Origin of the sequence: Coprococcus phoceensis (genome assembly GCF_900104635.1) — a bacterium.
Classification (GTDB): domain Bacteria; phylum Bacillota; class Clostridia; order Lachnospirales; family Lachnospiraceae; genus Faecalimonas; species Faecalimonas phoceensis.
In genome coordinates, this window is the sequence record NZ_FNWC01000007.1 from 952,934 (window position 1) to 965,986 (window position 13,053).

The following is a 13,053-nucleotide window of genomic DNA, read 5'->3' on the forward strand; positions in this document are numbered from 1 at the left end:
ATATATTGCATGTATGATGCTTTCTTAGTTTTTATAATATTTCTTTTCGTCCCATGTTCCAAAGAAACTCTTGAAGTGTATCCAGTTCTTTTTCTACACATAGAATATTTTTATTCCGATATAGGTAAATCATCGGTTTAATCACGTCTATAATAAAATCCTGATTGATAAGATATTCTCCGGAAATCTTCAAAAAAGTGGGCTTCTTTTGTATTGTTTCCAATGCTTTTTCTGTCAGTATATAACCTGATTTTTTCTCGCCTCTTTCAGTATAAATGTCTCCGGTTCTTAAATCAATATACACTACTTCGGATAAACACATAGCCCATGCAGAATCCATGTTCTGATCAAACAAGAAAATCGTTTTCTTTGAAAAATATTTTCCGAAAAAATGCTGATAGATATTTAAACTTTCTACCTGTTCTTTTTCCGTCAAATAATGTGACGCCTTATATTCATAGCCATAAAAAGCCCGGTTTATGGATGTTCCAAAAAAGTAGAGAGAAGTTTCTTGTCCGGTTTCTCTGATATATTTGGCGGTTGTCAATCCGCAATTATCTATCGTATCTTCCAAAAACACAATGTCCATAAGGCTTCGTTCATTTGCTTTGTGAAAAGCCTCTATCGTAGAATATTCATAGATTGCAGATATGTTATCTGACTGATATGCTTCTTTTCGGATTTTCTTTCGGATATCCTCCAGAAGCTTAGTTTCTTTCTGGTAAACTATTGCAATTTTTATCATTGGTCTTCCCTCCCTTTTTTCTTTTAGCATATCATGTCCCAGTAAAACTACAAGGTTCTTTGTATAAATTGCCTTTTTTATTGCGTAATTAGCCGTTAATCATATCTTTTTAGGGGCATGTCACCGACATACCCCAACGATCATTAAGTAGTTTCTATGGTATAAATGTGAAAAAGTTTTCTTCCACATTCACACGACAGACTCTGTCATTTTCTAGTTCACGATACAAAACTGAAAATACTTCCACGACTTCCTGAATGCTCAATCCTTGAATTTCTATGTTTTGAAAAAGTTCTCCCAAACACAAATAATGTTCTTTATATGCTTGTTTCACAAGCTTACAGGCATCTTCTATCGTCTTTACCGAAATACAAGTTTCTGTCACTATATGCTCAGCCTTTCTTTCTACTGCCTGCTCTGTTTTAGGACTTTTTAGTAAAAGCCCCATTTTCAGCATGTCCTGTTTCCAACCCTGATAGGACGGATATTCCTGTTTATCAACATATTTGCGAAACAGTCTGTATACCCCTCTCTCTGTATATGTTCCTTCCAGGTTCTCCTCATAACAGCCATACTGGTTTTTCCCTCGACCCTTTTTTAATTTCTGGAAATCCTTATCCCGCATATTCTTTGTTACTATTTGATATTCTTTTTCCATGTTTCTCCTTTTCTTCTAAGCGGCTGTTCTCTGTTCTGCTTCCAACACATCTGTCAGATACTGCCCCTGATGTTTTCCACCTTTTATCACCACATGATCCTTATAAGCAGCAGAAAGTTCTGCAGTCCACAGCGTAACCTGTGGTTTTTCAGGAACTTTTTCTTGTTTTTCTATTTTTTTCAATACGTTCTTTTTCCATTTCTTTAAAAATATTTCTGCCTCTTCATAATCCTCTCCCGTTCTGTTATATTCCTTACTTTTTTGTACAACATTTCCATTTGGTTCAATTTCCATGGTATAAAATTCTTTCTCAAGATTTTCCTGTCTGCGTAAGAAAACAATATAAGAGGCTTTTCTGCTGATCCGATCAAAATACCATTCCTGTGTTCCTACACAATGGTGTAATGCTTCTCCTTCTTTTATGATATCTTCGATCTTCTGAGGAACCAGTACTGCGTATTTCTCATCTTTTAGGAATTGATAGATAGGTGTGATTTCCTTACAAATCTTTTCCAAATTTGGAAATTTCTCTCGCAGTTCTGCCGCTCTCTTCTTTGTGTCTACTTCCTGTAGAGATTTTACTGCCTCATCATGCCTTCTTTCTAACGCCCTCGGTCTATAAATGATAGAATCCTCTAGATTTTTTCCTAATTTCTTTACCATGGATAAATAATCTCTCCATATCGTTAAAACCTTTTCTGCAGATAGTCCACTTTCCTTTTCCATTCTTCTTAAATAATGATAAATCTGCTGTGGTGACATTTGCTTTTCAATAAAGGTAACATCCGTTGTGGAAATATTATGTGTTTCAAAATACTGAAGTATATTTTCTGGAATCCATTTTTGTGTATCCTTCATTTTTTGTAGCCAGGATAAGCTAGATCTTCCTCCATCCACTTTCACCAACTGCTTTAGTAGGCAACTGTTTATCCCCAAGATTTCTACCAGTTTTTTGTAATTTGGAAGCTGGCTCTTTCTTTGAATGCTTTGAACTACAATTTTTTTCAACCCCGCCTTTGCAACTTTCTCGATGGCAGGGCAGTTATAACGGTATAACAAATATGTTTCCGGCTCTACCATCCTCATGTTTTTTTGAAATTCGTATAGCCCTGATTTCTTCAAAATACCTTGATTTAGGGAAAATAAGGTTCTCTGATATATCGTGCCTTTATTTCCCTCAAAATCATAGTGGTAATACGCATACAAAGATTCTCTCCATCGATAGGAGTCATCTTTATATTTTCCGTAATAATATGCTGTTTGAGAAAAATCTTCTTCCACGATTACCCTTCTGGTTTCAAGCCAGCTTATTTCCGGAATGAAACCATTATTCTGATGGAAATTTGCATAAACAGCAAACTTTCTGATTACCATTTGATCAACTCCGAACTTCTGTAGCAAATAAGTATGCTCTGCTTTGGGAATAATCCTTTTTTGCATTTTCATGGATTTATATTGTATTCGCTGTCTACACTTCGGGCAGATACCATATTGATTATGCTTTGGTGAAATCCCCTGCACCCTAGTATTACATCTGCTGCAGTATCCTTCTCCTTTTCTTTCCGGTTTATAGAAAATATAGTGTTGTGTAATGACCGACTTTCTGCACCACCTTTCCCAATCCTTTGGAAGGGCTGGAATCTGGGACATTACCTGATCCCATTCATCAGTTTCTTGTCTGCGTTTTTCCTCTATCTTATCCCATAAAATATCCGTTTGAAACTCTTGTATAATACTTCTGATAGCATTAACTTTCAAAGGTGTCCATCTGCTACATTCTGTGTCAAAATATTTCCGGAATAATGCCCAATCCCTTTTGGTACAGTGATAAAAGCTCCAATAAGAATAACCAATAATATTCATAATCGTGGCTGTTCTCCATTTCGCTTCTCTTGGAATATAAGAAAGGTAAGTACACTCTTTTTTATTTAAGAATACAACGAGTTCTGGCTGTATCTGTTTATTAAGCATTTCTTTTACCCTAAAAAATGAAACTGCTAAAATTTCTCCCTTTTTACAAATCCTAACATATACTTCACGGTCAAACTGTTGCATTTTCTTTTGCACCCTCTGTTTCCGGTATCTTTTTTCTTCTTTTTTCGCAAATTTTAGCATTTTCCTTGTTGCCTGCAAGCAGCCGATTGTCAATAATTCTTTTTTCCTCATCTATCCTTCTACCTTTCTTCCATCAAAATCATAATAAACATTTGGGATATATTCTTTTCCGTCAATCATGATTACTGAAAAATCAGTGATATTTCCTGTGTAGTCTTCCCTAATAAAAAGGAGGATTGTATCGTCACTTCCTTTTCCGATGGGATGTTTCCCACGTACTACTGTGAATCCCCCCATGGGACTACCTTTTTCTATCTGTACAATTTTGCTCAACCTTCTTTGCGGATAGTGGAGCATATAGGCAACCCCTTCTACTAAAAGCTCCAATAACGTCAGTCTTCTGACAATCCGAAGCTGTGTGCAGGCGATTTTACTGTCATCTCCTTCTTCCTGACGTTCTCCTGCGACCTCAACCACACAATATTGTGCCAAGGACGGATTACTATAGTAAATCAGACAGTCCAAAGGATTTTCAGCACAATGAAAGCCCGTTTTTCTGCAGGCGGCTTTTTCCGTATAATTCCATTCTGTTTCCTGATATTGATATCCCAAACAACTCAAATCTTTCTGGAATGCTTTATACGCAATCATTTTCTTCCTCCGTTTTTTCTCCATTTTCCAGCATATCAAAAAGAGAGAGTTGACTGTCTGCTTTTGGCTTGCTTTCTCTGATAGAAGTCTTTACATCTTTTACAGCAGGTTTTTCTTGTGCTTTTCTTTTTCGTTCCCGTTCTTCCTCTTTCTTTTTCCGTTCTTCCTCAGCATCATCTAATGCATAGTATTCCTCCAACCAATGGTACACTTTTTCTGAACTAACTGCGACTCCTGCACCATTTTGTCCATTTCGATTCTGTTGCAAGTAGTCTTTTGACTCTTCATATACTCTTTGCAGAATGAAATTGATTCCTTTTTCCAAAGATTTATGAGGCAGCAGTATCTGTGCACTAAGGATTTCATTTTCACAGCGTTCCAAGAGATACTGCCCTAAAGCCACTGCCAGCCCTGGTCCTTCAAACTGATACATTTCTTCCGCAATCTTTTCAGAAGCAGTAGAAAATTTCTTTTCTTCCAACGGCACTTCTGCCAGCCGAAGTCTTTTTCCCTGCAAAAAATCCTGCATATCATTTTCTGGTATCAGCCTTTCTTTGCAAAGTTCCTGCAAACGTGAAATTTCACCTCTTGCTCTTAAACGGTCTGCAACCATATTCAAATCTTTCGTATTTTCTATCATTGTCTCAAGCATTCTTATTTCCTCCTATAAAATCAGGAAGGGGTTACCCCCTTCCCGTTATGCTGCTCTTTTTAATTCCTCTCTTTTTTCTCTGATTTCCTTGTCCTCTTCCTCAATAATACTGATCATTTGAATCAGGAATTGCTTACACCAAGTATTTCCTTCATACTTCTTTCCTATCTTACCTGCTTCTTCAATGATCTGTTCCCATTCGCTGTCCGCTCTTTGTCCTTTTCCTCTATGTTTCTTATAGAAATCATAAATTTCATGCATTGCCTTATGCATATCAATTTCTACTGTAGTTTCCAAATTAGAAATCAAGGTAATAATAAATTTATGGTTATGGTATTTCTTTAGAAGTCCCTGAATTCCCAACATGGATTTTCCAAGATATACGCCATAAAAGTCACCTACCATACTTGCAATCATTTTTTGATCTGTCACCCTGTTTCCTCCTTTCAATTAACAAATAAATTCTTCTAATGTCATCTGATTTTTCCAACTGGACCGTTTCTTATTTCCGGTGCCTTCTACACTGTTACTTGTTCTGGGAAGTTCTTTTATTTTTTGATAAACTTCTGTCAGCATTTTATCCAGTTCATCTTCTTTTGAAAAGATACGCATTCCAAGAATATCTTTCCTTTTTACGCAAATCTCTAATTTCCGGATTCTTCCTACTAAAAGATCCACCTGAAGTTTTCTCCGGTCTGCTCTTCTAAGCCAAGGACGCTTCACAAGTATATATCGGAATTTCTGGCTCTGCGTATATTTCTTTACCAGTCTTTGCGCAGTTCCAAGAATTTCCGTTTCTCCTGCCATATAATCCTCTTTAACAGTATGCGGAATTTTCTTCTTATACCCGTCATAAGCAGTTGTACCAGAAAAATAGTTCTCGCAAACCTGCAATAATTCCCTTCGGATTTGATTTAGTACTTCTCCGTCTGTGGTTAGGTGTTCTTCTGCTCCAAACTGATATACCTTTTTCCAATCATACAGTTTCTTGTGCCAAACATCTTCTCCTTCTTTTAAAGAATCTGGTCTCTTTTCCTCTATTTGTTCCATAGTATTTACCAACTCCCATCTTCTGAAATAATCGAAAATCCGCCAGTTTATGAAGATACATATCCTCATGTACCTTTCTTTTCTCTGTAAAAACATCCATTCTTTTCCAACTGTTCCAGCCTGTCTAAAATTTCTTTTTCTGAAAAACAATCCCCCTGTTTCTGATGCTTTAATTTTCTGTGCATCATTCTTCTGCAAATAGGGTGAGCCGGTCCATAGTCATAAAGATATCTTGCCTCTCTTGCATTCAGGTTGCAAAAGATTGCAATCAGTAACTGATAATATCCTGCCATTGTTTCATCTTTCATGCACACCTCTTTCCTATCGGTACTTTAGCCGAAAAGTTCCTCTTGCTAAAGGCAGAAAACAATCGGCATGTTCATATAAAGTTGCCCGAATTCTCGCCTCATAGTTTTTATTCTTCTTGGCTTTTGGGTGCTCTCTTAATTCCTGATATAGCTGCTTTAGCGTTGCATGTCCATCTAGATGTTCCATTGTCATTCGTAATAAATGAAACCACGTCAGTGCAATAGAATCCTGTTCATGTATCTGGAATGTCCCTTCCTTTCTGATTGAAAATGGTACAAGAAAAATTTCTTCTTTTTGAAAAAGTACCAATGTTTCTGTCACAATAGGAATAAAAGGTTTTCCTGAATATTGTTTCTTATTGGAAGTGCAATGAAACTGGCCCTTTACAATCCAAGACTTCATATTTCCAATATGGAGCATATCTGCTGCAATAGAATGGAAGATGCCTTTCTGCCGGATGTCTCCTACCAGGATTGCCAGATATCCATTGTGTCTTAGGCTAAAATATAGTTTTTTGATCACATAGTTCAGTTTTTCAATATAATCTTCATAGTTTTCACATCTGCTCAAATCATCTTCATGCGGTCTTCCCCACATATTTCCGGAATACCGGATAATGTCATGGTAAGGTGGGTGGAAAAAAATTAGATCTGCACTGTGCATTACTTCATCTTTTAATGCATTCCAGTTTCCAATCCCCTTTGGCGGATGCGGGTTTAAATCATATAAGACAGAGGAAATATGCAATTTTTCTGCCACATCTTGGCTGGTTCCGGAACCGCTCATGGGATCCAGAAACAAAAAATCCTTCTTCTTTTCATACTGCCTGCATTTTTTTACAAACTGAATGAGTTTTGCTACAACCTGTGGGGAACAATTTCCTCTCCACTGATTGTTGCCTCCTTCTGCCCGTTCCGGAAATGCCATAAAAGAAGTCAGATCTTGTCCTACGCAATGTGTAAGTTCTCTTGTCCCTAACGTCTGTACAATTTGTTTCCAATCGGAACCAAATTCTGTGCGTAGAATTTTACTTGCACGCTGTAAATCACTTTCTTGCACACTATCATACTCCTTTCTGCACATACAAAAAACGATACAAAAATCCATTCTGGTTTTCATATCGTTCTCTCTGCTTTTTATTTTTTCTTTCTTCTCCTTTCCAAAAGGCAATAAAAAAAGCACTCAAAGAAATTCTTCCTGAATGCTTTTGATATACGCACTTTTTAATTAAGTATCAATACTTTAAAACTTCATTCTAACCTTATGGTCAGAAAAAAATAGCAATTCTTCTTTATGAAGAATAAAACTGAACTACAAATTTATGGTAACATAATAAATATTTTAAGTCAATATTTTACTATTATTAAGAAATAAACATTTTCATAATTTTTCGCAGTTTCTAGTTCCATTTTAATCATTCCCTCTTGGTTAAGGCACATAGTGCTAATAAGAAAGCAAGTATTCCCCATAATAGAACTATAAACAAATCGTAATATGAAATTTCTTTTCCACCGAAAAAAGATGTCCTTATTAAGTCACTTGTCGGTACAAACGGTAAAATTTTATAAATATATTCTGTCCACCTGGGCAAACGTTCTGCCGGGTATGTTATTGGGGAAAATAGAAGGCCACCAATCATTATTACCTGTGTTGCTAATGCCATCATATTAGGTGGAAACCAATATGCAATGCAAAATCCAATACAAATCATGGAGAATTGTGAAATTAAAATAATCATTATGCTACCAAAATTGATTTGTAAGTCTACATCAAACCTTAAGACTGCCGCTATGCACCCCATCAAAATTCCTGGTAATGACGCAATCCCCCATATAATAATATCTGATAAAAGGATAATACTTCTAGAAACGGGAAGGGTTTTTTGATATTTAAACACTCCATTTTGTTTAGACTCATTAACAATCTGCGGAGCCAATACACACCCAATTGCGATAATATCTAAAGTCAAAGCTCCTGATGATAAATATACCGCAGTCACTTCATCTATTTCAGGTATCAGCAATGCCATTCCGCATATAATTGCAACAGCAAAAATACCTTGTACAATGCTAAAAGTTGGAATTAAATACTTATGACGGATCAGACTCCAATGAATTATTCCCCACAGTTTTTTTAAGGCTACTATTGAATTATTAGGTTGTACTTTATTTCTCATTGACCAACCCTCCATATGAAACATCTAATATTGCTGATGTAAGTTTGTAATTTAATATCTTTCCTTCTTTCATCAAATCCAAAACCCATTGAATAGCATCTAAAATTTGTTCTGAAGATAATGTAAATATCATTTTCATTTCATCTTTTATAAATTTATGTTCCATTGAATCTGGAATATTTTCCCAATCATTAAAATTATCAAAATTAACTGATAAAACACTTGCCGCAAAATTATTATTAAAAGTTGAAGTAGGTGCTTCACGGATAATTTGTCCGCTATCCATTAAAATATATCTATCTGCATATTGTTCGACTTCTAATAAATTATGCGTAACTACTAAAATAATGTGCCCTTCTTTAGCTAATTTTTTCATATATTGCCAAACTAATTTTCGACGCACTGGGTCAATATCATTTGTTGGTTCATCCAATAATATTATCTGTGCTGGATATACTACTGACATTGCAAATGAAGTTAATCTTTGTAAGCCTCCTGATAATTTATCCCCTGGTTGATCTGCCCATTGCCCAATATCCAAATCTTTTATCACTTGATTCGTATAAGAACCTATTATCTTTCCAGAAGCCCCTCTAATGCGTAGAACCGATTCTATTGCTTGACGCAATGTAACTCCCACAAGCGGAGCATGAAATTGTGGCATCATTGATACATAATTTCTAGCTAATTTTGTATTATCTATAAATGATATTCCATTGTAAGTTATTGTTCCGCTGTCTGGTTTTACATTGCCTACAATTTGATTTAACAAAGTAGTCTTTCCAGCGCCATTATGACCGATTAAAGCAGTGACTTCATTAGGCATTAAGGTCACTGTGATATTATCATTGGCTTTAATTTTTCCTTTCCTATATGTTTTGCTAAGATTTACAATCTGCAATTCTGAAGATCCCATAAATCCCCTCCTTCCATATTAGTTATATTCGAAAGAAACAAATAAAAATATTTACTATAATTGGAATAATCCAAAAAACTACGATTGCAAGATTCACTATTTTCCCTACATAATTCAATATTTTCCATATAAATACTGTCTTTTTATAAACAGCATTATCCGCATATTCTTCCATATCGTCAATCAATGGTGTATCTAATAACAACATTGCAAATAACCGCCCATCACAATTTTTATGAAAACGTAACTGCCATAACACTCTTACCCATAAAATAGATATAGCTGATAGTACTATCCAGTTATCAAATAAAAGCCTGCTTATAGAAAAAACTGCTAGTAAAATTACGTCCAAAATTATTCCAGCTAAAACTGCACACACTCTTGCAAGTAATGACCAAACCCATATATATGTCATTGAAACTGTTACAACAGATTTTTTTAAAGAAATATGGAAAGATCTTGATAGATTTTTCCAATTTCTTGAATATATAATATGGAATAATTCATGAATCATTGTTGTAGTAGCAGCGAAAGCTATTGCAAAAGAAATGGATCTCCATAAATCTATTTTGGGAGGAATAATCATGCTCCCAGTAGGAATCCCTGTTGCTAAAGTAAAAAATATAGTTATCAAAAGTGCAAGCACTCCCCCTATTAGCAAAGCATATCTCGCTATTTTCCATTTTTTGTTATCTTTTTCTTCAGGAATTACTGCCGATGCATTTTGTTCATTATTATAAAATCCACTTTGTCTAAAAATTTCTATTGTTTCATCATTGCACTTTTCATTTATACTAGTCCCCTGAAGAAAACTTTCTGCAAGATCTTCATCAATAACCAACGCCTCTGAATCAAGAGCTAAGACAATCCATTTTCCATCCTTTAGCTTTCTTAAATATAATGGCTTATTTGTCATCTCCTCAGACCTTACTTTCTGTTTTCGTAATACTGAAATATTTCCCAATCTTCACTTTTTCCACATCCACAAGTTGGACACTCCTTTGTATAACGTGGCCAAGACGGATGGGTAAATGATGAGCCATCCTCAAAATTTATTTCATACTGAGTGCCTAAACTTCTTGGTTTTGCATACCCCGTTATAACACGTACTGCTTCATCTACAATTGCTGCCGTAAGTTGAAAAATTGCAGGTGCATATGCAATCGTTGGCGGATTAAAATTAATATTTCTAAATGCCACAAATTGTTCAACAAATTGAGGGTCGTGCATACTATAATGTAAATTTAGACAATCAAAACATCCTGTTTCTCCAGGTATTACTGTAAATACTCTTCCTCTACTAACCTGTGATGCTCCGAAAACGCAAGGTACTTTTGCCTCAATAATTGCCTTATTCACAATACGTTGTGCAACAAATGGTGGTTCATCAATAGCACATATCACCAAATCTACACCTTCAATAAATTCCAATACATCTTCTGGGGTTTCTATTTTTTTATTGTGTGCCTCAATCATAATGTCTGAATTCATTTTTTCAATGGCTTTTGCTGCTGTCTCCGCTTTAGGCTTTCCGATATCTGATTCGGTATATAATAATTGTCTTCCTAAATTACTGTATTCAACATTATCATAGTCTACAATTATAATTTTCTTTGGTCCTAGCCCTGCTAACATCGTTAAAATATTAGAACCTCCGCCTCCCAGTCCCAAAAGCAAAATGGTTGTTTGTCTTATCTTTTTTTGATATTCATATCTATTTTCATCAATATTGGCATATCTACTAAAATAATTCACATTGGCAATATATCTCTCCGCTATATCTTTTCCTTGTTCTTCTAGTGTTTCTTCTAAGAACCCTTCATTTTCTAATATTTTTATTCCCTCTAGAATGTCTTCCTCTGATAATTCTGGAAATAAATTTCTCATTTCTAGGATAACTTCTTTAACAGGACGTCCATTCAACCTACTTGCCAATTCCCACAACTGCCCTTCAGGATCGCCAAATTCAGCAGTAATTCCCAGTTGTGCTCCAATTCTAAATTCTTTCTTATTAAGTCTGTATAAGGGATAAATAGGTTTAATTCTAGGTCTATTATATAAAGTATTCATTTTTCTCCTCCTGTAATATAACTATATAATTGCTCCTGATAGTATCAAGCCAGAGTATATTCAGTGAATATCTCTGGCTTGATCTCAGTTTTTTTATTGGACTGTCTTAGAAGACGATCCACCATGCTGTTGCGTCAACTTTGACAGCACGACGAACTGTAATATTCTTCATAATGTGTCACCTCATTCTCATATGTAATTGAATAAATCCTGAATTTCAAGACTATCCTATATAAATTTCTTCTATGTTTGCTTTCACAAACAGAGAAAAAATTTTCTAATATAAAAATGACATTCTTTTATACTTCCATTTTTTCTACTCTATCTTGCATACTTTTAATTGCAATAAAAGACAACATAATCAAAACCAATAATAGTACAAATAACAACATATCGGAATAAAATGTCATGGTGATTATTTGACAAATAAATACCACTATAATGCACGCTGCCACTATTGTAACAATGCCCGATTTTCTATAGAAGCCTATCCATAACGATACAGTACTGCAAAAAACAGTTACCATTGTATAACATACCAATCGAAAGAAACATCTTAGTATAAGTTGTATAGAAATAACATCTGATATACACAAAGGAAACATTTTCTCTGTTCCAATAAAAATAGACAACACTATCGTCCCGCTAATAATCATTAGAAAACAGGTATACAACAAACAGGTTATGATTTTTGCTGTTAAAAATTTTTTCCTTGCAATTGGATATGAGAAGAAAACTATTGCTTTTTTCTCATATTCTTCAACAATAATCTTAGCTAACATTGTAGTTGACATAATTGTAAATATTCCCGTCATAACATCTATGCTTAAACCAATCACAAAATTATATGTACCAAATAGTACAGCATCATCATCTCTTGGTTCCAAATAAGGTATTAGCACTATTAAATAGATAAACCCTAGCATAACTAAAGTAGTAATACTTGTTGTTATCCAATACGGTTTCCAATTATTTTTCTGTAACTCAAGTCTTATTAGTTTTTTCATTCCAGTACTCCTTTAGACATATTTATAAAATATTCTTCAAGTCCTTGAGGATACAAACTCTTTATCTCATTTATTGATTTTTCATCTAAAATTTTACCATTGTCTATAAAAATAATGTGATCTGCAACCTGCTCCACTTCTGAAAGGATATGACTAGAAAATATTATTGTAATACCATTTTTAACTAGCTTACAGAATAATTCTCTCATCTCTTTTATTCCCAAAGGATCCATTGCATTAAGTGGTTCATCCAAAATTAACAAATTAGGATTACCTATTAAGGCTCTTGCTATTGCAAGCCTTTGTTTCATTCCCATTGAAAAAGTACCTACTGGTTGTTTCTCTACATTTTCTAAACCGACCATTTTTAATATGCTTTGAATATCTTGAACATGTATCCCTATATACTCAAGGTGTATCTCTAAATTTTCAATGGCAGATAAATTCTCATAAAAAATAGGTTTTTCAATGATATTCCCCGTTTCCTCTAAAATTTTCAGCCTATCTTTCACGCTGTCATAACCTAATACAGTAATTGTTCCAGCTGTTGGTTTCACAAGACCTATAAGCAATTTAAAAAAAGTGGTTTTTCCAGCACCATTTTTTCCTAGAACACAATGAATAGCATTTCTTTCAAGTTTCAAATTCCATTTGCAAATCGCTTCTCTGCCATTAAAATTTTTGTATAAATCATGTATTTCAATTGCATAATTCTCGTTCATAAATTCCCTCCTTTTTATTTTAGAGATATACATACATTGCAA

The 13,053-nt window shown here is 34.7% G+C and carries 15 protein-coding genes; all 15 read right to left on the reverse strand.

The features are described from left to right. Positions 1-31: 31 nt before the first annotated feature. A complete protein-coding gene (locus BQ5364_RS08305; RefSeq protein ID WP_071143998.1) occupies positions 32-745 on the reverse strand; it encodes a hypothetical protein in 714 nt (237 codons plus the stop codon). A 154-nt stretch (positions 746-899) separates the two neighbouring features. Continuing rightward, positions 900-1,403: a hypothetical protein gene (locus BQ5364_RS08310; RefSeq protein ID WP_071143999.1), complete on the reverse strand. Its 504-nt coding sequence runs from the start codon at positions 1,401-1,403 to the stop codon at positions 900-902. A gap of 15 nt (positions 1,404-1,418) precedes the next feature. Further along, a complete protein-coding gene (locus BQ5364_RS08315; RefSeq protein ID WP_071144000.1) occupies positions 1,419-3,569 on the reverse strand; it encodes a PcfJ domain-containing protein in 2,151 nt (716 codons plus the stop codon). Then, positions 3,570-4,109, reverse strand: a complete 540-nt coding sequence (locus BQ5364_RS08320) for a DUF7666 domain-containing protein (protein WP_071144001.1) — start codon at positions 4,107-4,109, stop codon at positions 3,570-3,572. It abuts the gene before it with no gap. Then, positions 4,096-4,761, reverse strand: coding sequence for a Cas9 inhibitor AcrIIA9 family protein (locus BQ5364_RS08325; RefSeq protein WP_071144002.1), 666 nt, complete (start codon positions 4,759-4,761; stop codon positions 4,096-4,098). The genes BQ5364_RS08320 and BQ5364_RS08325 overlap by 14 nt, the downstream gene beginning before the upstream one ends. Positions 4,762-4,806: 45 nt before the next feature. Then, entirely contained in the window at positions 4,807-5,193 is a 387-nt protein-coding gene (locus tag BQ5364_RS08330) for a hypothetical protein (RefSeq protein WP_071144003.1), read from the reverse strand. A gap of 18 nt (positions 5,194-5,211) precedes the next feature. Next, a complete protein-coding gene (locus BQ5364_RS08335) occupies positions 5,212-5,811 on the reverse strand; it encodes a hypothetical protein (protein WP_071144004.1) in 600 nt (199 codons plus the stop codon). Positions 5,812-5,876: 65 nt separating this feature from the next. After that, the gene (locus BQ5364_RS08340) at positions 5,877-6,119 is read right to left on the reverse strand and encodes a hypothetical protein (RefSeq protein ID WP_071144005.1); all 243 of its coding nucleotides are present in this window, start codon (positions 6,117-6,119) and stop codon (positions 5,877-5,879) included. A 13-nt stretch (positions 6,120-6,132) separates the two neighbouring features. Beyond that, entirely contained in the window at positions 6,133-7,239 is a 1,107-nt protein-coding gene (locus tag BQ5364_RS08345) for a DNA methyltransferase (protein WP_235837143.1), read from the reverse strand. Positions 7,240-7,534: 295 nt separating this feature from the next. Continuing rightward, a complete protein-coding gene (locus tag BQ5364_RS08350; RefSeq protein ID WP_071144006.1) occupies positions 7,535-8,296 on the reverse strand; it encodes an ABC transporter permease in 762 nt (253 codons plus the stop codon). After that, positions 8,286-9,212, reverse strand: coding sequence for an ABC transporter ATP-binding protein (locus BQ5364_RS08355; RefSeq protein ID WP_071144007.1), 927 nt, complete (start codon positions 9,210-9,212; stop codon positions 8,286-8,288). The genes BQ5364_RS08350 and BQ5364_RS08355 overlap by 11 nt, the downstream gene beginning before the upstream one ends. Before the next feature lie 22 nt (positions 9,213-9,234). Further along, entirely contained in the window at positions 9,235-10,128 is an 894-nt protein-coding gene (locus BQ5364_RS08360) for a hypothetical protein (RefSeq protein WP_136017805.1), read from the reverse strand. A gap of 11 nt (positions 10,129-10,139) precedes the next feature. Continuing rightward, positions 10,140-11,282, reverse strand: coding sequence for a ThiF family adenylyltransferase (locus BQ5364_RS08365; protein WP_071144009.1), 1,143 nt, complete (start codon positions 11,280-11,282; stop codon positions 10,140-10,142). 299 nt (positions 11,283-11,581) lie between these two features. Beyond that, positions 11,582-12,289, reverse strand: a complete 708-nt coding sequence (locus tag BQ5364_RS08370; protein ID WP_071144010.1) for an ABC transporter permease — start codon at positions 12,287-12,289, stop codon at positions 11,582-11,584. Continuing rightward, on the reverse strand, positions 12,286-13,011 hold the full coding sequence (locus BQ5364_RS08375; RefSeq protein ID WP_071144011.1) for an ABC transporter ATP-binding protein: 726 nt from the start codon (positions 13,009-13,011) through the stop codon (positions 12,286-12,288). The genes BQ5364_RS08370 and BQ5364_RS08375 overlap by 4 nt, the downstream gene beginning before the upstream one ends. Between the last annotated feature and the right edge of the window lie 42 nt (positions 13,012-13,053).

Excerpts from the sequence above, each read along its gene's own strand:
- BQ5364_RS08305 (WP_071143998.1), bottom strand. The coding sequence starts at position 745 with ATGATAAAAATTGCAATAGTTTACCAGAAAGAAACTAAGCTTCTGGAG.
- BQ5364_RS08310 (WP_071143999.1), bottom strand. The coding sequence starts at position 1,403 with ATGGAAAAAGAATATCAAATAGTAACAAAGAATATGCGGGATAAGGAT.
- BQ5364_RS08315 (WP_071144000.1), bottom strand. The coding sequence starts at position 3,569 with ATGAGGAAAAAAGAATTATTGACAATCGGCTGCTTGCAGGCAACAAGG.
- BQ5364_RS08320 (WP_071144001.1), bottom strand. The coding sequence starts at position 4,109 with ATGATTGCGTATAAAGCATTCCAGAAAGATTTGAGTTGTTTGGGATAT.
- BQ5364_RS08325 (WP_071144002.1), bottom strand. The coding sequence starts at position 4,761 with ATGCTTGAGACAATGATAGAAAATACGAAAGATTTGAATATGGTTGCA.
- BQ5364_RS08335 (WP_071144004.1), bottom strand. The coding sequence starts at position 5,811 with ATGGAACAAATAGAGGAAAAGAGACCAGATTCTTTAAAAGAAGGAGAA.
- BQ5364_RS08340 (WP_071144005.1), bottom strand. The coding sequence starts at position 6,119 with ATGAAAGATGAAACAATGGCAGGATATTATCAGTTACTGATTGCAATC.
- BQ5364_RS08345 (WP_235837143.1), bottom strand. The coding sequence starts at position 7,239 with ATGAAAACCAGAATGGATTTTTGTATCGTTTTTTGTATGTGCAGAAAG.
- BQ5364_RS08350 (WP_071144006.1), bottom strand. The coding sequence starts at position 8,296 with ATGAGAAATAAAGTACAACCTAATAATTCAATAGTAGCCTTAAAAAAA.
- BQ5364_RS08355 (WP_071144007.1), bottom strand. The coding sequence starts at position 9,212 with ATGGGATCTTCAGAATTGCAGATTGTAAATCTTAGCAAAACATATAGG.
- BQ5364_RS08360 (WP_136017805.1), bottom strand. The coding sequence starts at position 10,128 with ATGACAAATAAGCCATTATATTTAAGAAAGCTAAAGGATGGAAAATGG.
- BQ5364_RS08365 (WP_071144009.1), bottom strand. The coding sequence starts at position 11,282 with ATGAATACTTTATATAATAGACCTAGAATTAAACCTATTTATCCCTTA.
- BQ5364_RS08370 (WP_071144010.1), bottom strand. The coding sequence starts at position 12,289 with ATGAAAAAACTAATAAGACTTGAGTTACAGAAAAATAATTGGAAACCG.
- BQ5364_RS08375 (WP_071144011.1), bottom strand. The coding sequence starts at position 13,011 with ATGAACGAGAATTATGCAATTGAAATACATGATTTATACAAAAATTTT.